The sequence below is a fragment of the Mesocricetibacter intestinalis genome (assembly GCF_004363295.1).
GTDB lineage: Bacteria > Pseudomonadota > Gammaproteobacteria > Enterobacterales > Pasteurellaceae > Mesocricetibacter > Mesocricetibacter intestinalis.
Window position 1 is genome coordinate 122607 of sequence record NZ_SNYQ01000001.1, and the last position, 21207, is coordinate 143813.

Below are 21207 nucleotides of genomic sequence, written 5' to 3' on the forward strand. Positions count from 1 at the left end.
CTATATGAAAAACATTGCAAAAGTCCTTACGCTACTCTTTATTGCAGGTTCCGTTGCAGCCTGCGGAAATATGTCCAGAACCCAGAAGAATACGGCTATTGGCGCCGCCATCGGTGGCGTAGCCGGAAATGTGATCGGTAATTCTACCGGCGCAACGCTGGGCGGTGCGGCGCTGGGCGGCTTAATCGGCAGCCAAGTAAATAAATAATCCCGTCTTGTCTGTTTTTGGCAGCGCTATTAGCCCGGATTAAAAACTCGGATTAAAAATAAGGAAGCCCCGGTCGGCTTCCTTTTATTATTTGATTTGAGCGGCAAACGTTTACTATTGAGCATATTCAGGTAAAATACGCGCGATTTATTCTTTCAATACCAGAGGCCGTTTATGTCTTTAGAAAAATATTTTGAGCTTTCGGCGCGCGGTTCCAACGTTCGTCAGGAAATTATCGCCGGATTAACCACATTTTTAGCTATGGTTTATTCGGTGATCGTAGTACCTAATATGTTGGGCGCGGCGGGCTTTCCGCAGGAAAGCGTATTTATCGCCACCTGTTTGGTAGCCGGACTTGGCTCGATTCTTATCGGGCTGTGGGCTAATGTGCCTATGGCTATCGGCTGTGCGATTTCCTTAACCGCATTTACCGCCTTTAGTTTGGTGATCGGGCAACAGGTCAGTATCCCTGTGGCTCTAGGGGCGGTTTTCTTGATGGGGGCGGTTTTCACCCTAATTTCCGCCACCGGTATTCGGGCTTGGATTCTGCGCAATTTGCCGGCCTGTATCGCTCAGGGCGCCGGTATTGGTATCGGGCTGTTTTTATTGTTGATTGCCGCCAACGGTGTTGGCATTGTGGTCGGTAATCAGAACGGTCTGCCGGTTAAACTCGGTGCTTTCACTTCCTTCCCCGTACAGATTTCTTTGCTCGGCCTGGCATGTATTATCGGCCTGGAGAAAATGAAGGTTAAGGGCGGTATTTTATGGGTGATTATTGCCATTACTATCATAGGGTTGATTTTTGATCCCCAGGTGAAATTCGGCGGTGAGGTTTTCAGAATGCCGACTTTTGGTGAGCAGTCGCTATTTTTGCAGCTGGATTTGGCGGGTGCGCTACAGCCGGCGATTTTACCTGTGGTATTCGCTCTGGTGATGACCGCCGTATTTGATGCGACCGGTACGATTCGCGCCGTGGCGGGGCAGGGTAACTTATTGGATAAGGACGGTCAGATCATCAACGGCGGAAAGGCTCTGACGTCGGACTCCGTCAGCAGTTTGTTTTCCGGCCTGTTCGGTACGGCGCCGGCGGCGGTATATATTGAGTCGGCGGCAGGAACTGCGGCAGGCGGGAAAACCGGGATCACGGCGATTGTGGTCGGTATTTTGTTTTTACTGATGTTGTTTTTCCAACCCTTAGCCACCTTGGTTCCCGCCTATGCTACGGCACCGGCATTGATGTACGTCGGTTTGTTGATGCTGAGCAATGTGAGTAAGTTGGATTTTGACGATTTCGTCGGCGCTATGTCGGGATTAATCTGCGGTGTATTTATTGTCTTAACAGCGAATATCGTTACGGGTATAATGCTCGGGTTTGCATCTCTGGTGATTGGCCGATTGGTCTGCGGCGATGTGAAAAAACTGAATATAGGGACTGTATTGATTGCCGCGGCTCTGGTAGCATTTTATGCACTGGATTGGGCGATTTAAGCTATTTTTTATTATTTATTAATTGAAGGAAAATGTAATGAAAACATTGATCAAATTAGGCGGTATTTTATTGTTAACTCTGACCGCGTTAACCGCATGTAGCGATCCTGCGGCAGATTTAAAAAAACTGCAGAACTGGGATAAAGAAAATGTTGCGACTCAGCAGCAGATTCAGAACGAATTACAGCAAAGTTTGGCAACCTTGAAAGATCCGAAAGATTTGCAACCTATTTTGGATAACTATAAAACCAAAGTTCAGGATTTAGTTAAGAGCTTGGATCAGGTAGAAATCAAAAGTAACGAAATTAAACCGTTAAAAGAGAAAAGCAAACAGGTATTCCTGGCGGCGACCGAAGTTACCGTTGACAGTTTGAATACATTGATTGTTTCCCGTAGCGAAGAAAGCGTACAGGCTTTGAAAGAAAAAACTCAGGCGTTGGAAAAATCCGTAGGAGAACTTTCTAAACTACAATCCGACTTAGAACAGAAATACGGTGAAAAAACCGATGCTGCTAAACCTGCCGCTCCGGCACAAGCTCCACAGGCAGATGCCGCACCGGCACAGACAAACCCGGCCGAAGCGGAAGCTCCTCAGGCGGAACAGGCTCCGGCTCCGGCGGTTGACGCGAAATAATGTTAAGAGATTAAAAAATCTCCCTGCGGGGAGATTTTTTTTGGCCGCAATAACGGAAACGGATAAGCTCCGGTATTGTAGGGAAAACGACAGTCTTTTATACGGAAAAAATATCAAAAAAACCCACCGCACTTTGCAGCTTATCGGCATAGAAAACCAGCGGGATACGCTTACGTTGCCAGGGCGGAACCTCCAGCCGCTGCCAGATTTTCTTAATGTCGCGATGAAATTCTCCCCGCGAGCTTGCCACTTTGCCGCTATAGCCGAAGCGAATTTGTATTTCTTGTTCCGTTAGAGGGAGTTTACTGCATTTGTCTTGCCAGCGAAAAATAAGATGATTTCCTTGTCGCACGACAGTAAGCAGACCGAGATTATCGGGTAACCTAATTTCGCCTTCGCCCCCAACGGTAATTCTGAGGTTACTCAGATCCTGAAAGGCGGCGGTGATATATAAGTACTGCCGGTAACGACGCAGGATATACGGGCCTAAATGAAATTGCGGCATGGCGTCGGGGGCGGAGAAAATAAGATCCTGCCTGAGTTGATGCAGCTGTAGCTCGGAGGGCATATTTATTTGTAAACGGCTAAACCAGAGGCGTAATAAGGCGCATTGTTTCGGTACGGAAGCCGCATGGAAATCGGCAATATTCAGGCATTGCCGCTGCGAACAATAACGGCGTTCGAATTCCTCCGCCAGGAGTTCATTCAGCAATTGTTGCTGTTCGAAACAATGCTGTGCGGCCCGTTGTACGGATTTATCAAAATGAGGCCAGCGCCGGCGTAGCCGGGGAAGGATGTCATTACGCAAAAAATTACGTTCGTAGCGGTTATCAAGATTACTTTCATCTTCGACCCAGCGCAAAGAAGGCATTTCCCGTTGCAGATATTCTTCCAGCTGGGGGCGGGAAATATTGAGCAGGGGGCGCAGTAGAGGCATCTGAAATAGATGGCTTCGTACCTGCATGGCGCTTAGCCCCTGTAAACCGCTGCCGCGTTTCAGTGCAAGTAAAAAGGTTTCGCTCTGATCCTGTAAATGATGTGCGGTTACCAGGGTTTCCCCCGCCAGCAGATGGGAGGCTATCGCCCGATAGCGGGCTTCTCTGGCGCCGGCTTCGATTCCCTGCGATTTTTCCACTTTGACCCTTTCGGCGATAAAGGGGATCTCCAAACTTGCGCACAAGCGGCGGCAATGAGCGAGCCAAGCATCGGCATGAGGACTGAGTGCGTGGTGAATATGGATCGCTCTGAACTCAAAGTGCGGTTGTTTTTGCCGTAGTTTTGTAAACAGCAGCAACAACGCGGTGGAGTCCAGACCGCCGCTAAAAGCGACCAAAAACCGGCGGCTTCCGCTTTGTTCGATCTGATCTTGGAAATCGGAAAATAATGTCATGCTTAGCCGTGGGTACGCCGAATGTAGCTGATATTAAGCGATTTTTACCGCTTTATACCGGCTGATCGGGTTAATAATAAGTTCCCGCGCCGCAATCAGCTGCAATTCGTAGGAATGTTGCTGATAGGTGGTCTGCATTACGTCGTTAACGGCATTGGCGGTATGTTCGAATGCTGCAATATCGGATTTACCCTGTAATTTATTTGCCAGGAATAATCCGGCGGTTAAATCGCCGACGCCCACAGGTTCACGTTCGAAATAATGCAGCGGACGTCCGATATGCCAAATTCCTTCTTCATTCGCCAGTAACATTTCGAACTGAGTGCGGTCTTTTCCCGCCTTGTTCAGATGTTTAACCAGTACTTTTTTCGGCCCTTTGGCTAAAATTGCCCGTGCCGCAGCCACGGCCTGTTCGAAATTTTCCACCGGCAATCCGCTCAGCTCGCGTAATTCCACCAGATTAGGGGTGATAATATCCGCCTCAGACATTGCCTGGTTGATTAAACCTTCTTTCACGCCGTCGGCTACGATACAGCCTTTATCCGGATGCCCCATAACCGGATCGCACAGATAAATGGCATTCGGATTTCTTGCTTTTACCTGATGAAAGGCGCGAACGATTTCTTCTACTTGTTCGGCGGAACCTATATAACCGGATACTACCGCATCGCAGTTTTTCAGCTCGCCGATTTCATCGATACCGCGTAGGATCTCGCCGATTTGTTCTTTGGGTATTACCATTCCCGTCCATTTACCGTACTGGGTATGATTGGAAAATTGCACCGTATTCAGCGCCCAAACATCAATGCCCATTAACTGCATCGGAAAGGTTGCCGATTTATTACCCGCATAGCCGAACACTACATGGGATTGAATTGAAAGTACGTTTTTCATAATATTCCTTGCTTAAGCATCGAGTTTGCAAAAATAAAAAAGCGGTAAAAAAGACCGCTCTTTTGTAAATAGTGGTAATCAGCAGTAGCCGTAAGCCATCAGACGTTGATAACGGCGTTCCAGCAGACTTTCCTTGTCCAGAATATCCAGTTCGGTTAGGTCCGCCAGTAAACGCTGTTTCAGATTCTGCGCCATTTCTTCATATTGACGATGAGCGCCGCCCAGAGGCTCCTGCACAATGCTGTCGATAAGTCCCAGTTCCTGCAGACGAGGGGCGGTTAAGCCCATAACTTCCGCCGCGGTAGATGCTTTATCCGCGCTTTTCCATAAAATGGAGGCGCAGCCTTCCGGTGAAATAACGGAATAGGTGCTGTATTGCAACATATTGACTTTGTCGCCTACGCCGATGGCCAGCGCACCGCCCGATCCTCCTTCGCCGATGACGGTACAGATAACGGGAACCTTCAGGGTGGACATTTCACGCAGGTTGCGCGCAATGGCTTCCGACTGGCCGCGTTCTTCCGCACCGACGCCGGGATAAGCCCCCGGGGTATCAATAAAGGTGATAATCGGCAAATTAAAGCGTTCTGCCATCTGCATTAAGCGCAGCGCCTTGCGATAACCTTCAGGTGCAGGCATGCCGAAATTACGCATGACCTTTTCTTTCACCGAACGGCCTTTCTGATGGCCGATAACCATTACCGGGCGACCGTTTAAACGAGCCGGTCCGCCCACGATGGCTTTGTCGTCGGCAAAGGCGCGATCTCCCGCCAGTTCGTCGAAATCGGTAAAAATATGTTGAATATAATCCAGGGTATAAGGGCGATTCGGATGGCGGGCCATGCGGGAAACCTGCCAAGCGTCCAGATTGGCGAAGGTTTTTTGGGTAAGCTCCGCACATTTTTTCTGCAGACGTTTAATTTCATCGTCAAGATTGATGCTGTTATCCTGCTCGGTAACCGCTCGTAGGGATTCAATCTTGGCTTCCAGTTCAGCGATAGGCAATTCGAAATCTAAATATTCTTGTTGGCTCATTTTTCTAATCCTAAGTTTGCCCGAATCAAAACAATAACGCACTTTACCAATATTTCGGCAAGGGTGCAAACACGCCGTGCATTGTATGTCTTTTTGCGCAAAAATGCAGTTAAATTCTCGGCCGGCGTTAATTCGGCGGTTAATCGGGACTGTTAATTAAGTGGGTACGCCGAGGAAAAAATCATGGGATTTTCGACCGCACTTTAGTTCTTATCCGCGAGCATCAATGGCTCAAACGGGCAATAAAGTCCTGCACGAAATCCGGTACGATTTCGCCCGCTTTGCCGTAATAGGCGCGGCTGAAAGAGGATTTTACCAGGCTTGGCTCAAGATTTAGCTCAATGGTCTCGGCCCCTTGCAACTGCGCCTCGCGGGCAAACCCTGCGGCCGGGTAAACATTACCCGAGGTGCCGATGGAGATAAAATAATCGCATTGTGCCAATGCCTGATAAATTCTGTCCATTTCCAGCGGCATTTCGCCGAACCAGACGATATGCGGGCGTAATACTTGCGGCGGGCGGCAGCAACTACAGCGATCATGTTGCTCGATATCCCCCTGCCAGGCATATATTTTATCCGAGCGTACACAGCGTACTTTCAGTAATTCGCCGTGCATATGAATCAGGTTTTTTGAACCGGCCCGCTCATGTAAATTGTCCACATTTTGGGTAACCAGTAAAAAATGGGAACCGAGTTTTTTTTCCAGTTCCGCCAATGCCAGATGGGCGGGATTCGGAGATACGGCGGGATCGAAGAGTTTACGCCGCCGGGCATTATAAAATTCCCGTACCAGAGTGGGATTGCGCCGGAATCCTTCCGGTGTGGCCACATCTTCCACCTGATGATCTTCCCATAATCCGTCTTCCGCGCGGAAGGTGCGAATGCCCGATTCGGCGGAAATTCCGGCGCCGGTCAGTACCACGACTTTAGGTAATTTATCCATTATTTGCATCCGTTAAACCATGCGACATAATCAAATTTATCATAATATTTTTTCCCCGTTAATCCGCAAAACTCAAATAAATCGCCGACCTGCCCCTGTTGTTCGAAGCCTTTAATATAAAAGGCGGCGTTAAATTCCGGATAGTTTTGATGGGTAAATACCACTTTATTTTCGAAAGGCAGCTGATCAAAGGCTTTTAAGTCCGCATAGCTGCAACCGTCCCGATCGGTCATCATAATAAAAGGCGCGGTTAAATTCATACGAGCCGAACGTTGCTGCCATTTTGTCCGCGCTTCCTGTGCATCGGCATAATGCATAAAATGAATGCGGATATCCTCCAGTTGTGCCACGGGGTAGGGCTTATCCGTACGGATAAAGTGCAGTTCCTGATGGCGGTAATATTCGATACGTTGTAGATATTTAATAAAATCCGCCGGCGTCAGATAGAGGTTAACGAAGGGGGAATTAAACTTCAGTCCCAGATCGTGCAGAATAAGCGCACCGTTACAGTTGGCAGAAAGTAGGGTTATATCTTGATTGCGCAGTTTTTGACCGAGTCGAGGATTAATGATCCGGCGACATAACCTATTCCAGCCGCGGCCTAGTTTGTTTAGCATAAAATGAATATCCCGAGATGCTCTGTGATTAGTCTTGATTTTATCCTAAATAACGGGAAATACAATGCGCCTTAAACTTGGATAGGTTTGAAGCTAAGGGAGAAAAATAAAAGGTGCGCCTGAAAGCACACCTTAACGCCTAAAGGAACAGATTTATGCCCTTATAATGTCGGCATACTGAAAGCGGCGTGTTCCAGATGAAATTTATTTGGCCAACGGGTGGTTACGGTTTTCATTTTAGTGTAAAAACGTACGCCGTCCGTACCATAAACGTTCAGGGTGGCATAGGCGGAATGTTTCCAGCCGCCGAAGCAATGGAAGGACATAGGCACCGGAATAGGAACATTTACCCCCACCATGCCGGCCTGCACATGATAGGCGAATTCCCGCGCGGTACCGCCGTCGGCGGTGAAAATCGCGGTACCGTTACCGAAGGGATGCTCGTTGATCAGCTTCATCGCCTGTTCAAAGCTTTTGGCTCTGACGATGCCTAATACCGGCCCGAAAATTTCTTCTTTATAGATCACCATATCCGGAGTTACATGATCAAATAGCGTACCGCCGATAAAGTATCCCTCTTCATATCCTTTCGGTTTTTTACCCCGTCCGTCCACCAATAGGGTTGCGCCCTCTTTCACCCCCTGATCAATATAAGAGGTAACCTTATCTAAGTGCTGTTGACTGATTAAAGGACCGAAATCCATTTCTTTTTCGCCGGCCGGTACAATTCCCGGGCCATAGCGCAGGCTTTCTACTCTCGGTTTAAGTGCGGCGACCAGTTTATCCGCCGTCGCATCATCAATAGTAACCACTAACGGCAACGCCATACAACGTTCGCCCGCCGCTCCGAAAGCTGCGCCTAAGATGGCGTTAACCGCACTGTCTATATCGGCGTCTGGCATGACTAAGCCGTGGTTTTTCGCTGCACCCAACGCCTGAACGCGTTTACCATGTTCCGAAGCTATTTTATAGACTTGCGCGGCCACTTTAGTCGAACCGACAAAGCTGACGGCCTGCACCCGGGGATCACGCAGTAAAATTTCGTTATCCTGACGTTCGCCGTGTACTACGTTGAATACGCCGTCGGGCAGCCCGGCTTCTGTTAGTAATTCGGCCAGGCGTACCGACAGTGAAGGATCGGCTTTCGCCGGTTTTAAAATAAAGGTATTGCCGCAGGCCAAGGAAATAGGGAACATCCACATCGGTACCATGGCAGGAAAGTTGAAGGGGGTAATACCTATGGTTACGCCCAGAGGCTGCATACTGGAGTGAATATCTATACCGGTACCCGCCTGTTCGGAAAATTCTCCTTTTAATAAATGCGGGATACCGCAGGCAAATTCTACTACTTCTAATCCTCTGGTCAGCTCGCCGCAGGCATCCGAATAGACTTTACCATGTTCTTCGCTGATTAAACGCGCCAGTGCGTCCCAGTCCCGTTGCAGCAATTCTTTAAATTTAAATAAAATTCTGGCGCGTTTTAAGGGGGAGGTCGCCGCCCAAGCGGGGAATGCATTATAGGCGGCTTGGGTAGCCGCTTCTACATCCTCTGCCGTACTCATACGTACCTGGCGGATTTGTTTTCCCGTGGCTGGATTAAAAATCGGCCAGATTTGATCACTTTTACTTTCTGCGTGCTTACCATTAATAAAATTATGTACGGTTTCCATTATTTGCTCCTTATGCATCTTTCTATGAAATGAATATTTTTCAAATTCATAAAATAGAATATTTATTTTAATAAATCAATCTTGATTTGCTCTTTTTTGAAATAAAAATTTCATTTTGTCGGTGAGATCCGATTTTTGAAAAAATTTTATAGATCAATTCGGTTAAAAGGGTATGATTTAATCTATGGCTGATAAGGAGGGGAAAATGAGCTATTTACTGTCAAAATCAAGAAAAGATAATCCCGCCGAGAACGGTGAAGTACAAAAAATTACCCCGCAAAGTGCGGGATGGGAATATGTGGGTTTTGAAATGTATCATCTAAAATCCCAACAGGATTTAACGTTGAATACGGAGGATACCGAACTCTGTCTGGTGATGGTGGCCGGTAAGGCGGTGGTGAGTGTAGACGGGCAAAGTTTCGGGGAAATCGGTAATCGGCGCACGCCTTTTGAGAAAATTCCGCCCTATGCACTTTATGTTCCGCATGATCGGGAAATCCGGGTGATTGCCCGGACCGATGCGGAAATCGCCATATGTCGAGCGCCGAGTCGAGGCGATTTAGGGGTACGTTTAATTACGCCGGAGCAAATCGGGGTTGAACGCAGAGGTTTCGGCCATAATAAACGTTTGGTACATAATATTCTGCCCGAAACGGAGGCTGCGGACGCCTTACTGGTGGTTGAAGTGTTTACCGATGAAGGCTGCACCAGTTCTTATCCGAGTCATAAGCATGATCAGAAAAATTCGGCACAGGAAACCTATTTGGAAGAAACCTACTATCATCGCTTTGATCCGCCGCAGGGATTTGCCTTGCAGCGGGTTTATACCGATGACAGAAGCCTGGACGAATGTATGGCGGTATATGACGGCGATGTCGTTCAGGTGCCGAAAGGTTATCATCCGGTTGCAACCATTGCGGGCTATAATAATTATTATCTGAATGTTATGGCTGGGCCGGTTCGAAAATGGTGCTTCAGTTGGGAAGCGGATCATGCTTGGATTAACAGTCGCGAATATGCGGAAAAATCGGAACAATAAAAATTGTATCCTAAGCGGTGGTTTAACTGGCAAATCACCGCTCTTTTTTTTATTATAGTCAGGGACTATTGATAATCTATAAATTAATGATATTACCGTTTAAAATTATGACCAAGTCTTTGAGCTGTTTTGCCTGCGAAGGCAGATCAAGACATTTATTCAATCGGTTAAGAGGCAAATATGGAAGAAAATGCTCAGCTAAAAGATTTGCAAAATCAGATTCGCGCCCGATATGACGATTTAAGTAAGCGTTTAAAACAGGTTGCACAATATATTCTGGATAATAGCGATAGTATTGTATTTGATACGGTTGCGGTGATTGCGCAAAAGGCCAAGGTACCTCCTTCCACTCTGATTCGGTTTGCCGCCGAATTCGGTTTTTCCGGTTTTAATGAAATGAAGCAGTTGTTCCGTGAAAATCTGATGGAGAAGACCACGAATTATACGGAACGGCTCCAACTTTCGAATAAATTAAATAAACAACATAACAGTGCCGCCGACAATATTTTGTCGATTTTTGCTCAGGCGAACGGGCAGGCGTTGCGACAGCTGGACACCGAGGATAATATCGGCCTGCTGCATTCGGCGGCAAAGCTTTTGATGCAGGCGAATAATATTTTTATTATCGGCTTAAAACGCTCTTTCAGCGTCGCTTGCTATTTAAATTACGCTCTGCAACATTTGGATTGCCGTTCTTTTGTAATCGACGGGCAGGGCGGAATGTTTGACGAACAGCTTAATCAGGTGAAAGCGGGGGATGTGATTGTGGTGATCAGTTTTTCACCCTATGCGGACGAAACCCTGAATATTGTTAATATCGCCGCACAGAAAGGCATTAAGCAAATTGCTATTACGGACAGTCAAATCAGCCCGCTGCTTGCTTTTAGCGATATATCTTTCATTATTAAAGAAGCACAGGTATTGGGATTCCGTTCTCAATGTTCGACCATGACCTTAGTGCAAAGCCTCGCCATTACGATCGGGTTGGAAAAGAATCCGGCCGAAAGGGGAACGGATTGATTAAGGATAGATAAAAAAAGCGGTCGGATTGATGTCCGACCGTTTTTTTATGTAAGGATTTATCGGTTACGCCAGAGCTGTATCAGCTTGCCGTAACGTGCGGATACCTGACGGATAAGTTCATCATCATCGATTTCTCCCGCCAGCCAGGCAGCGGAAGGCTGGGCGAAAATGGTACGGCCGACGGCGAATCCCTTCACCATTTCCACACCGGCAGCCTGACTAAATACGGATTTAAAATAATCTTCCGGCGCATCCAAACCTAAGATCAGAATACCGCGGCAGTAACTGTCATAATGCTGGATAATTTCGCTGATTTGCCGCCAAGATTGGTTGGATAGCCCCGGAAGTTTCCACCAATCCGGTTTTAATCCCTGTTGATAGAAGTGGCTCAGGATTTCGGCATAATAATGTTCGTCCTGCGGCATATCCGCCGGTAAAATAACTTCCAGCAGTAACTCGTGTCCGCTGCGACAGCAAGCCTGATAAACCTGTTGTAAGGTTTCTTCCTGTTCCCGTTTTAGCTCATCGCTATCCAGAGGATGGTAAAATACCAGACATTTTACAATATGTTCCTGCGGCCAGCTGGTGAGCTGAGTACCGAGATCGCCGTGTTCCAAGCGCAGTGGGCGCGAGGAGGGAAGTTCGATCGGTCGCCCGATCCACCAACCTTTGCCCGTGATCTGATTGAGGGCGGCCTGACCGAAGGTGGTATCGGCAAGGATACCCGCTTGCTCAGGTTTCAATCCCTGTTGTTGCGCCGTTTGTTCCGCGGCTTGGGCTAACAGTCGTTTTAATTTGGGGATACGCTGAATATCCGCACCGCATTTTGCGGCAATATCCACTAATTGTTTACGGTGATCAAAAGCAAAGATACAGAGATCTTGCCAATGGGTTTTTCTTGTGGTTACCCGGTGCAGGTGATTTAAGTTTTGATCTAAATCCGGACGAGCCACCTTATCCTGTCTGGCCAGATAGTCATCCAGTTCCGCTTTGGTCGGCATGGCCGGTGCACAACCGTGGCGAGAAACCACCAAGGCTCCGCAGGCATTGGCATAGCGACAGGACTGTTCCCAGCCTTCTTGATTAATATAACCGCGCAGCAATCCGGACATAAAGGCATCGCCGGCGCCGAGTACGTTTAATACCTCAACTTTTACGCCGTAAACGTTTAAGCCGCCGTCCAGGTCTTCCGGAATCTCTCCTTCGAATACGGAACAGCCTAAGGCCCCCCGTTTACAGACCAGGGTCGCTCCGCTGCATTGACGTACATTTTTCAATGCGCTCAGGGTATCGGTGGAACCGCCGGCAATATGGAATTCCTCTTCCGTACCTACAATCACATCGAAGTGATGTAATACCTCCTGCAGCGATTTAGTTACCGCCGCGGAATCAATAAAGCGGGTTTCACCGTCGCCCAAGGAGGTTAATCCCCATAGTACCGGTCGATAATCAATATCCAGTAAGCGCTTGGTATTATTACGTTCGGCATAATGCAACGCGGTTAATACTGCTTCTCTGGTTTTCGGATGGGATAAATGGGTGCCGGTAATGGCCAGGGCTTTAGCCGAAGCAATATAATCTTCGCTGAAGTCCTCTTTACTGATTGCCATATCGGCGCAGTTATCACGGTAAAAAATCAATGGGAAAGTATCCTGATCTTTGATACCGAGAATTACCAATGCGGTAAGCCGCTCTTTATCCGTAATCAAATGGCTGGTATCCACTCCGACACGCTGTAGCTCTTCCCTGAGAAAACGTCCCATATGTTCGTCGCCGACCCGGGCCAGCATGGAAGATTTTATACCCTGTACCGCCGTGCCGTAGGCAACGTTACCGGAAGAGCCGCCCAAGTATTTGGCGAAAGAAGAAACATCCTCTAATCTGGCACCTATTTGTTGTGCGTAGAAATCGACGGCCACCCTGCCCAGGCAGATTAAATCAAGGGATTTTTTAGTCATGTTATACCTCTTCTTATTTATTTTTATATTATTTGGCGATGATACCGTTGCGTTTCGCCAGTAATAAACTTTCCATTTTCTCTAGGGAAACTCCTTTGGTTTCAGGTACATAACGAATCAGGAAAAAGAATCCGATCACGCAGCAGGCGGAAAATACCCACATCGGGAAGGCACCGTGGAATTTTTCCAATAAGTACGGATTTTCATTCATCATCGGGAAACTCTGGGAAACCACAAAGTTAAAGATCCAGTTGAAGGAAACGGCGATTGACAGCCCCTGCGCCCGCATATGATTAGGGAAGATTTCACCGATCAGAACCCACATACCTACGCCCCATGAGAAAGCATAGAAAATCATAAAGAAGATCATTCCGAACAGGGCCAGATATCCCGGATTTTGCGTATACATGGCATAGGCAGTAATCAGTAACCCGACTGCAGCGCCGATGGCACCGGTTTTCATCAGCGGTAAACGTCCCAGTTTATCAAACAGAATTGCGCCGATACCTATTCCCGCCAATTGGGCGATACCGATCCAAATGGTCTGGAACATGGCGGATTCCATATTGCCGGTGATGGTTTTCAGTACGGTCGGTGCATAATACATCATGACGTTGACGCCGCTGAGCTGTTGAAAGGTAGCCAGCGCACAGGCAACAAAAATGATAAATAATGCGCCCGGCCGTTTAAAATCGATTTTCTGCTGTTGCAGCTGACCGTTTACCGTCATTGATTCTTTAATTTCCGCCAACAGATTTTTGGCATGTTGCGGGTTTGAGATTTTAGACAGGGTGATTAAGGCGAGATCGTCCCGATTACGCATTACATCCCAACGCGGCGATTCCGGAATAAATCCCACCACCACACAGAACAGCAGACAAGGAATAACCTCGGAACCCAACATATAGCGCCAGCCCATATCGATTAACCAGGCTTCGGTCATACCCTGAGCGATTTTATAGTTAACATAGAAGATAACGATTTGGCCGAATACCAGAGCGAAGTTATTCATGGCTGAAGCCGTTCCTCTGTAATCTTTCGGTGCGACTTCCGCAATGTACATCGGTGAAATCGCCGCCGCAATACCGACCGCTAAGCCTCCGATCATGCGATATACGATAAACCAGAAAAACGAATCCGCCAGTGCGGAGCCGATGGCGCTCACGGTAAAGAGAACGGCGGCGATAATCAATGTTTTTTTACGACCGATACGGCGAGCGATTTCACCGGAAAAAATTGAGCCTATAACACAGCCGATAACAACGTTGGAAACCGCCCAGCCGGTTTCTGCCGGCGAAAGTTGAAAATAGCTTTTTAATGCGTCGATAGCGCCGGATATGACCGAGGTATCGTAACCGAATAGTAATCCGCCCAATGAGGCGACTGCGCAGATTCGGATGATATAAGCCAAATTATGCTTTCTTGCCTTTTTCTCCATCCTCTACCTCCTTTATGTGGTTGTACTCTGGTAAAAGAGCGTTAGTGAGTTATCGGATATAAATTTAAAATAAATATTTCATATTGTTCAATAATAAAAATTTTATTTTTAGATGGAGATCACATTATTTATGTTTTTATTGGAAAAATATTGGGTAACTGATTTTTTACTGTTGTAAAAATTTTGATCTATGTCGCATTTATAAAATTTTTATTTCAAAAATATTTAAAATTAAAATTTTTTTACTAAAATTGTAACCGTTATGCGACGGCATGAAATAATAACTAGGAGAAGTATTATGAAAACAATACGGTTAACGGTTGCCCAGGCGTTAGTTAAATTCCTTGATAATCAATACCTTTGCTTTGACGATAAAAAGGTTAAATTTGTAGAAGGCATATTCGCTATTTTCGGGCATGGCAATGTATTGGGATTAGGTCAGGCCTTAGCGCAGGACTGCGGCGAACTTATTCTGCGCCAGGGGCGTAACGAACAGGGAATGGCGCACGCCGCCATCGGCTTTGCCAAGCAGAAATTACGTAAACAGATTTATGCCTGCACCTCTTCCGTAGGGCCCGGAGCCGCTAATATGCTCACGGCTGCGGCCACCGCCACCGCCAACCGTATTCCTCTCTTGTTGTTACCGGGCGATGTATTTGCTTCCCGCCAACCGGATCCGGTACTACAACAAATTGAACAATCCTATGATTTGAGCCTTAGCACCAATGATGCCTTTCGAGCGGTAAGTAAATATTGGGACAGAATTCAGCGCCCGGAACAATTAATGACGGCCTGTATTAATGCCATGCGGGTGTTGACCGATCCGGCCGAAACCGGTGCGGTAACCCTTTGTCTGCCGCAGGACGTACAGACGGAAGCCTATGATTTTCCGGAATATTTCTTTCAGAAAAGGGTTCATCGGTTGGAACGTACTCCACCGACAGAAGCAATGTTGCAGGAGGCGGTACAGCTGATTAAAACCAAGAAAAAACCATTAATCATCTGCGGCGGCGGGGTGCGTTATTCGGAAGCGGCCGAACAGTTGAAACACTTTGCCGAAGCATTTCATCTTCCTTTTGCAGAAACTCAGGCGGGAAAAAGTGCGGTTGTTTCCGAGCATAGTTTTAATGTGGGCGGCATTGGAGAAACCGGTTGTTTGGCGGCGAATCTACTCGCCAAAGAAGCGGATCTGATTATCGGTATAGGTACCCGCTACACGGATTTTACAACCTCCTCTAAATGGATTTTTCAGCATCCCGAGGTATCTTTCCTGAATATTAATATCGCCCGTTTCGACGCTTATAAGCTGGACGGCGTACAGGTGGTGGCGGATGCGGGAAAAACTTTGCAACAACTCACCGCACTTTTGCAGGCGGAAAATTACCGTGGCCAATGGGGACAAGAGATTGCCGATGCAAAACAGCAGTTAAAACAGGAACTCGAGCGCCTTAATCGGATAACCTACCGGGAAAATGATTTTATTCCGGAAATCAACGATGCCCTTAATCGTGATGAGGTGTTTGCCGAATTTATTGATATGACGGGCTCCCGTTTAACCCAAAGTCGGGTATTGGGGATTCTTAATCAAACCCTGGGGGAAGAGGATATTATTGTGGGGGCGGCCGGCAGCTTGCCGGGAGATTTACAGCGTACCTGGCAGAGTAAGGGGGAAAATACCTATCATCTGGAATACGGTTATTCCTGTATGGGCTATGAAGTAAATGCCGCATTGGGCGTTAAAATCGCCGAACCGCAGCGGGAAGTGTACGCCTTATTAGGCGACGGTTCCTATATGATGTCCCATTCCGAACTGATTACTTCTATCCAGGAAAATAAAAAAATCAATGTGATTCTGTTTGATAACATGGCCAACGGCTGTATTAACAATTTACAAATTGGGCATGGAATGGAAAGTTTCGGCACGGAATTTCGTTTCCGCAATCCGCAATCCCGACAGCTGGACGGTAATTTGATCCCGGTGGATTTCGCCATGAATGCCGCCGCTTACGGTTGTAAAACCTATAAGGTGAGTACGGAAGAAGAATTACGCCTTGCGCTGGAAGATGCGAAACAACAGAAAATATCCACCTTGATTGATATTAAAGTGCTGCCTAAAACCATGGCGCACGGTTACGGCAGTTGGTGGCATGTCGGTGTTGCCGAGGTGTCCGAACGGAAGGAAATTCAGCAGGCTTATGAAAATTCGCAGCGCCGGATCGAAGAGGCCAGATCTTACTGATGCAGGAATGCCGCTTAATTAAAATGAGGAGCAAATAATGAAAGCTGAAAATATAAAATTGGGTATCGCCCCTATCGGTTGGACCAATGATGACCTGCCGGAACTGGGGAGTGAAAATACTTTTGAGCAGTGTATCAGCGAAATGGCGCTGGCGGGCTATGTGGGCTGTGAAGTGGGGAATAAATATCCGCGCGATATTTCCGTACTGAAGCACAAATTATCCCTTCGCAATATTCAGATCTGCAACGCCTGGTTCAGCACTTTCTTTGTGGACGGCAAAAAGCAGCAGACCATTGAAGAATTTATTAAACACCGGGATTTCCTGGCCGCTATGGGAGCAAAGGTTATCGGCTGTTCCGAACAAAGCCGCAGTATTCAGGGCACGGATAAGTCCATTTTTAAAGAAAAACCGGTCTTTAGCGATGAGGATTGGCGCCTGCTTGCTGAAGGTTATAACGAATTAGCCCGATTAGCCGCTGAAAAAGGAATGAAAGTTTGTCTTCATCATCATATGGGTACCGGAATTCAGACACCTGAAGAAATCGATCGCTATATGACGTTGGTTAACGATAATGTTTATCTACTGTTTGATTCCGGTCATCTGTATTATTCCGAAGGTTCTCAGCAGGCGATGTTGGCGGTATTGGAAAAATATATCAAGCGCATTGTTCATGTTCACCTGAAAGACGTAAGAGATGACATTGTCGCAGAGGTCAAAAATAATAATCTCAGCTTTTTACAAGGGGTGAAAAAAGGCACCTTTACCGTACCGGGCGACGGCGTCATAGATTTCAAACCGATTTTTGAGATTCTGGAAAAATATGATTACAAAGGCTGGATGGTGGTTGAAGCCGAGCAGGATCCGGCTCTGGCCAACCCGTTTGAATATGCTTTAAAAGGGCGTCAATACATTAAGCAAACCGCAGGAGTTTAACTATGATTAAGATTGGAATTATCGGCGCCGGCCGAATCGGCCGGGTTCATGCCGAAAGCCTGAGCAAATATGTTCAGGGCGCGGAAATCAAAGCCATTTCCGATGTAAAGGTCAGTGATGAATTAAAAAGTTGGGCGGCATCGAAAGGGATTCCTCATGTTTATACGGATTACCAAAAAATCTTACAGGATCCGGAAATTGATGCGGTGTTAGTCTGTTCCTCAACCAATACGCACGCACCCATTTCTATCGAAGCGGCTCGCGCCGGAAAACATATTTTCTGTGAAAAACCGATCGATTCGGATGTTGAACGAATCAAGCAGGTGTTGGCCGAAGTGGAAAAAGCCGGCGTGAAGTTCCAGGTCGGGTTTAACCGTCGTTTCGATCATAATTTTAAAGCCATTAAAGAACGGGTTGTGTCCGGTGATATCGGCGAACCGCATATTATCCGAGTAACCTCCAGAGATCCTGATGCACCGCCGATTGATTATGTAAAGGTTTCCGGCGGAATGTTCTTTGATATGACCATTCATGATTTTGATATGATCCGCTATTTATCCGGCAGCGAGGTTACCGAGGTTTATGCCAGCGGTGCCGTACTGGTAGATCCTGAAATCGGCCGAGCCGGCGATATAGATACGGCGGTGATTACGCTAAAACTGGCTAACGGCGCTATCGGCGTCATCGATAACAGTCGTAAAGCGGTGTACGGTTATGATCAGCGTGCGGAAGTTTTCGGTTCGAAAGGTGCGGTACAAACCCGTAACGATACGGATTCTACCGCCGTTTATTCCTGTGAACGGGGAGTCATTGCCGAAAAACCGAAATACTTTTTCTTAGAACGCTATATGCAGTCTTTTGCCGATGAAATGCAGTGTTTTATTGCGTCGATTGTTAATGATACGCCGACGGCGGTTAATGGAAATGACGGCTTGCAACCGGTGCTGATTGCCATTGCGGCTAAACGCTCGCTAGATGAGGGCCGCCCGGTCAAATTAAGCGAGGTTGCCTAACTTTGTATGAACGGGCGCATTGTTTGCGCCCGTTATCTTTATTCCATTGGTTGGAAACCCCGTAAAAAATAACGCCCTGGTTGTTCAGCGCGTTATCTATTTTATAGCTAGGTAAATAACCATAGGCTATAAGTATTGAATCAAAACGCTTCTGGGGCGAATAAAAATTCTCACTATAGAATGAATAAGGCAGATAACTAAACTTCAACTATAGGGGGAAGTTTACCCATAGATGGCACTGTAAGTATTTATTCTCTTTATTTGTCCTCATTTACCCCAACCTTCGATTCCATTAAAATACCCCGGGTTTTATATACGTAGAGAGATAGGGGGAGAGAGTGGAAGAGGAACAACTGGAGAAATTACCTAGGCTGGTAATCGGGGGATTAAAGCTTGTGCTAAATACGGCGCTGATTGCATTGGCTTTCGTGCTGATTATTGCGTTGATAAAGATTACTTATTCTCTCGGGATTATGGTGTTGAATACATCTTCGGCGGTACCTTACGAGCTGGCGGAGAAAGCGGTAATGTTCTTTTTGTATTTCGGGTTTATCGGCTTAATCGTGCAGTATTTTAAAAGCGGCTATCATTTTCCGTTGCGCTATTTTATCTATGCCGGGATCACCGCTATGTTGCGCTTGATTATTGTGGATCACGAAAGCGCACTGAATACCATTTTGTTTGCCGGGGCGATTTTAATTATGGTGGTGGCGCTTTGTCTGGTTCTTTATTCGGATAAGTTAAGAAATATTTAATCGGGTTTTAGTTTAAATTAAAGGCACGGGTATAAAGGATCCGTGCCTTTTGTATTTTTCTTCTTTGCTTATTGTTAGGAAGAAAAACGGCTAAAATTTTGACCGCTCTTTTACCTGCCCGGCTTTAGTGGGGATTGGATTAAAGCCGGGGTAGTGCTAGTAGAATATCGGAATAATAAACAATGCGCAGAGCGCGGCGATAACGCCGTAAATCAGCATCGGTAGTACGGTCTTTTTCAGAATATTTCCTTCCTGATTATTCATATCCAGAACCGAACTGACAGCAACAATATTATTAATACATACCATATTCCCCATTGCACCGCCTACGGATTGCAGAGCCAGCACCATTGTGGCCGATAACCCGGTAATTTCCGCAGTGGATAGCTGTACGCTGCCGAAAGTCAGATTGGACACGGTATTGGATCCGGAGAAGAATGAACCTACCGCTCCCAGATAGGCGGCAAATAGCGTCCAGTATTCTCCCGTCGCCTGAGCAAAGCTTTTTCCGATGATTTTAACCATGGAATTATCTCCTCCTACCAGCATTAAATTTACCATAATCAGGGCGCCGACTAAGGCCAGAAATGGATTACGGGTCTGCTTCAGGCTGGAAACGAAGATTTGTTTGGTGCCGGATAAAGACATCGAGAATAGCGGAGCGGCGATTAGAACGGTAATGATAAAGGGAATTAGCGCCGGGACATATAATAATTTATAGCCGGCACTAATGGAGGTGCCGAAAATATTATTTAAGCTGAGGATTAAACCGCGGCTGATTTCGAATATTCCTAGGGAGCCTAATTGCAGGCTGAACCATACCGTCGCATCATTCATCATGGCTTTAAAAGGAAGTTGAGGAATACGGGTGAGAATCAGCATCGCAATCAGCATTGCGGTGGGCAGTAGGGCTTTCATCAATGCTTTTGGCGGCAACTCGGCAACGCTTGCCTCGCCTTGAGTTTGAGCCAGTCCTATTCCGCGATTGGCGGATACTACGGAAATTAATAAGCCGACGGCACCGCCGATTAGGGCTGGAAATTCATAGTTAAGCTGGGCAAGTAAGAAATAAGGTATAACGCAGGCGAAGATGCTGAGATAAATAAAGGCCAGATTTTTACGGATTTCCTGTCCGCTGATAATCAGACGCAACGCCATCAGCGGAATGATTAAAGCGGCGACGGAATGGATAAATGCCGATATCGAACCTATTTGTAGTATTTGTTCTTCATTTAGGTTTAGGGCGCTGAAGCCAAACCAGGTCGGTGTACCTACCGCACCGAAAGACACGGGTACCGAGTTCATAATTAGGGTGAGCATGGCGACTTTCAGTACGGGAAAACCTAATCCGACCAAAATAGGTGCGGCAATCGCCGCCGGCGTACCGAATCCGCTCGCTCCTTCTATCATAAAGGCGAAGGCCCAGCCGATAATCATAATTTGGGCAACGGGATTGGGATTAATATTTCCCAACCATTTGCGCAAAATATCGATGATACCGGCGGATTCGGAAAAGCGGTTGAATAATATTGCGCCGAAAATCACGGTAATCGGGGTTTGTACGGCGATTAGCGCGGCGGCAATATTGGCACTGACTACAGCAATATCGCTGCCGAAGAATATAAATTGAATGATCAGCACTACTACGGCGATCCAAGGCAGGGCGACATAAGAGGGAAGCGCATTGCGTTTTACCATAAGGTAAATAAGTAAAATAATCGGAAAAATGCTGAGGAAAAGTGCCATATTTGTTACTCCGTTAACTTATAACAGGATAGGTAGCGGCGGCCGCTGCTAACATATCTGTTACGCGGGGATAGAAAGCAAGAAGGCGGCGGATTTAGGCGCACTTCTTACCGAACAATCTTTATTGTGCTGTATTTGTCTGTACCGAATTGGCGCCCGTTTCCTCTAAGATGGCACGGAAAC

18 protein-coding genes are annotated in these 21207 nt (G+C 46.9%); 9 read left to right on the forward strand and 9 right to left on the reverse strand.

Annotated features, from left to right (window positions below; all coding sequences use genetic code 11):
* The first annotated feature begins 4 nt into the window (after positions 1-4).
* The 3 genes from EDC45_RS00510 (at position 5) to EDC45_RS00520 (ending at position 2330) form a co-directional block, all read left to right on the forward strand.
* Positions 5-208, forward strand: a complete 204-nt coding sequence (locus EDC45_RS00510; protein ID WP_133542395.1) for a glycine zipper 2TM domain-containing protein — start codon at positions 5-7, stop codon at positions 206-208.
* Between the two features lie 174 nt (positions 209-382).
* Complete coding sequence (locus EDC45_RS00515; RefSeq protein WP_133542397.1) at positions 383-1696, forward strand: NCS2 family permease; 1314 nt, start codon at positions 383-385, stop codon at positions 1694-1696.
* Positions 1697-1733: 37 nt separating this feature from the next.
* A complete protein-coding gene (locus tag EDC45_RS00520) occupies positions 1734-2330 on the forward strand; it encodes a hypothetical protein (protein WP_133542400.1) in 597 nt (198 codons plus the stop codon).
* 97 nt (positions 2331-2427) lie between these two features.
* On the opposite strand, the gene tilS is transcribed toward EDC45_RS00520, so the two are convergent.
* The 6 genes from tilS to EDC45_RS00550 all read right to left on the reverse strand — a co-directional run bounded on the left by tilS (position 2428) and on the right by EDC45_RS00550 (position 8879).
* The gene (gene tilS, locus EDC45_RS00525) at positions 2428-3720 is read right to left on the reverse strand and encodes a tRNA lysidine(34) synthetase TilS (RefSeq protein WP_133542402.1); all 1293 of its coding nucleotides are present in this window, start codon (positions 3718-3720) and stop codon (positions 2428-2430) included.
* Positions 3721-3753: 33 nt separating this feature from the next.
* Entirely contained in the window at positions 3754-4614 is an 861-nt protein-coding gene (pdxY, locus tag EDC45_RS00530) for a pyridoxal kinase PdxY (protein WP_133542404.1), read from the reverse strand.
* A 78-nt stretch (positions 4615-4692) separates the two neighbouring features.
* Complete coding sequence (gene accA, locus EDC45_RS00535; RefSeq protein WP_133542406.1) at positions 4693-5649, reverse strand: acetyl-CoA carboxylase carboxyl transferase subunit alpha; 957 nt, start codon at positions 5647-5649, stop codon at positions 4693-4695.
* 223 nt (positions 5650-5872) lie between these two features.
* Complete coding sequence (gene cobB, locus EDC45_RS00540) at positions 5873-6592, reverse strand: Sir2 family NAD+-dependent deacetylase (RefSeq protein ID WP_133542408.1); 720 nt, start codon at positions 6590-6592, stop codon at positions 5873-5875.
* Complete coding sequence (locus EDC45_RS00545; RefSeq protein ID WP_133542411.1) at positions 6592-7209, reverse strand: DUF1919 domain-containing protein; 618 nt, start codon at positions 7207-7209, stop codon at positions 6592-6594. The genes cobB and EDC45_RS00545 overlap by 1 nt, the downstream gene beginning before the upstream one ends.
* 161 nt (positions 7210-7370) lie before the next feature.
* Entirely contained in the window at positions 7371-8879 is a 1509-nt protein-coding gene (locus tag EDC45_RS00550; RefSeq protein WP_133542413.1) for a CoA-acylating methylmalonate-semialdehyde dehydrogenase, read from the reverse strand.
* Between the two features lie 205 nt (positions 8880-9084).
* On the opposite strand from EDC45_RS00550, the gene iolB reads away from it, so the two are divergent.
* Positions 9085-9918 (forward strand): 5-deoxy-glucuronate isomerase, encoded by an 834-nt coding sequence (iolB, locus tag EDC45_RS00555; protein ID WP_133542415.1) that lies wholly within the window; start codon positions 9085-9087, stop codon positions 9916-9918.
* Between the two features lie 180 nt (positions 9919-10098).
* A complete protein-coding gene (locus EDC45_RS00560) occupies positions 10099-10938 on the forward strand; it encodes a MurR/RpiR family transcriptional regulator (protein WP_133542417.1) in 840 nt (279 codons plus the stop codon).
* Positions 10939-10997: 59 nt separating this feature from the next.
* Here EDC45_RS00560 and EDC45_RS00565 read toward each other — a convergent pair whose 3' ends face one another.
* Together EDC45_RS00565 and EDC45_RS00570 are read right to left on the reverse strand one after the other, a co-directional pair.
* Positions 10998-12899 (reverse strand): bifunctional 5-dehydro-2-deoxygluconokinase/5-dehydro-2-deoxyphosphogluconate aldolase, encoded by a 1902-nt coding sequence (locus EDC45_RS00565; protein WP_133542419.1) that lies wholly within the window; start codon positions 12897-12899, stop codon positions 10998-11000.
* A gap of 28 nt (positions 12900-12927) precedes the next feature.
* Positions 12928-14337, reverse strand: coding sequence for a sugar porter family MFS transporter (locus tag EDC45_RS00570; RefSeq protein ID WP_133542421.1), 1410 nt, complete (start codon positions 14335-14337; stop codon positions 12928-12930).
* Between the two features lie 298 nt (positions 14338-14635).
* Between EDC45_RS00570 and iolD the strand changes: the two genes are divergently transcribed.
* From iolD to psiE, 4 genes are all read left to right on the forward strand, one after another.
* Positions 14636-16576 carry a 3D-(3,5/4)-trihydroxycyclohexane-1,2-dione acylhydrolase (decyclizing) gene (gene iolD / locus EDC45_RS00575; protein WP_133542423.1) on the forward strand — a complete coding sequence of 647 codons (1941 nt, stop codon included), beginning with the start codon at positions 14636-14638 and terminating at the stop codon, positions 16574-16576.
* Between the two features lie 37 nt (positions 16577-16613).
* Positions 16614-17510, forward strand: a complete 897-nt coding sequence (gene iolE, locus EDC45_RS00580) for a myo-inosose-2 dehydratase (RefSeq protein ID WP_133542425.1) — start codon at positions 16614-16616, stop codon at positions 17508-17510.
* A gap of 2 nt (positions 17511-17512) precedes the next feature.
* Complete coding sequence (gene iolG / locus EDC45_RS00585) at positions 17513-18523, forward strand: inositol 2-dehydrogenase (RefSeq protein ID WP_133542427.1); 1011 nt, start codon at positions 17513-17515, stop codon at positions 18521-18523.
* A 353-nt stretch (positions 18524-18876) separates the two neighbouring features.
* Positions 18877-19278: a phosphate-starvation-inducible protein PsiE gene (gene psiE / locus EDC45_RS00590; RefSeq protein WP_424960655.1), complete on the forward strand. Its 402-nt coding sequence runs from the start codon at positions 18877-18879 to the stop codon at positions 19276-19278.
* A 156-nt stretch (positions 19279-19434) separates the two neighbouring features.
* Here psiE and EDC45_RS00595 read toward each other — a convergent pair whose 3' ends face one another.
* The gene (locus tag EDC45_RS00595) at positions 19435-21024 is read right to left on the reverse strand and encodes a lactate permease LctP family transporter (protein WP_133542432.1); all 1590 of its coding nucleotides are present in this window, start codon (positions 21022-21024) and stop codon (positions 19435-19437) included.
* Between the last annotated feature and the right edge of the window lie 183 nt (positions 21025-21207).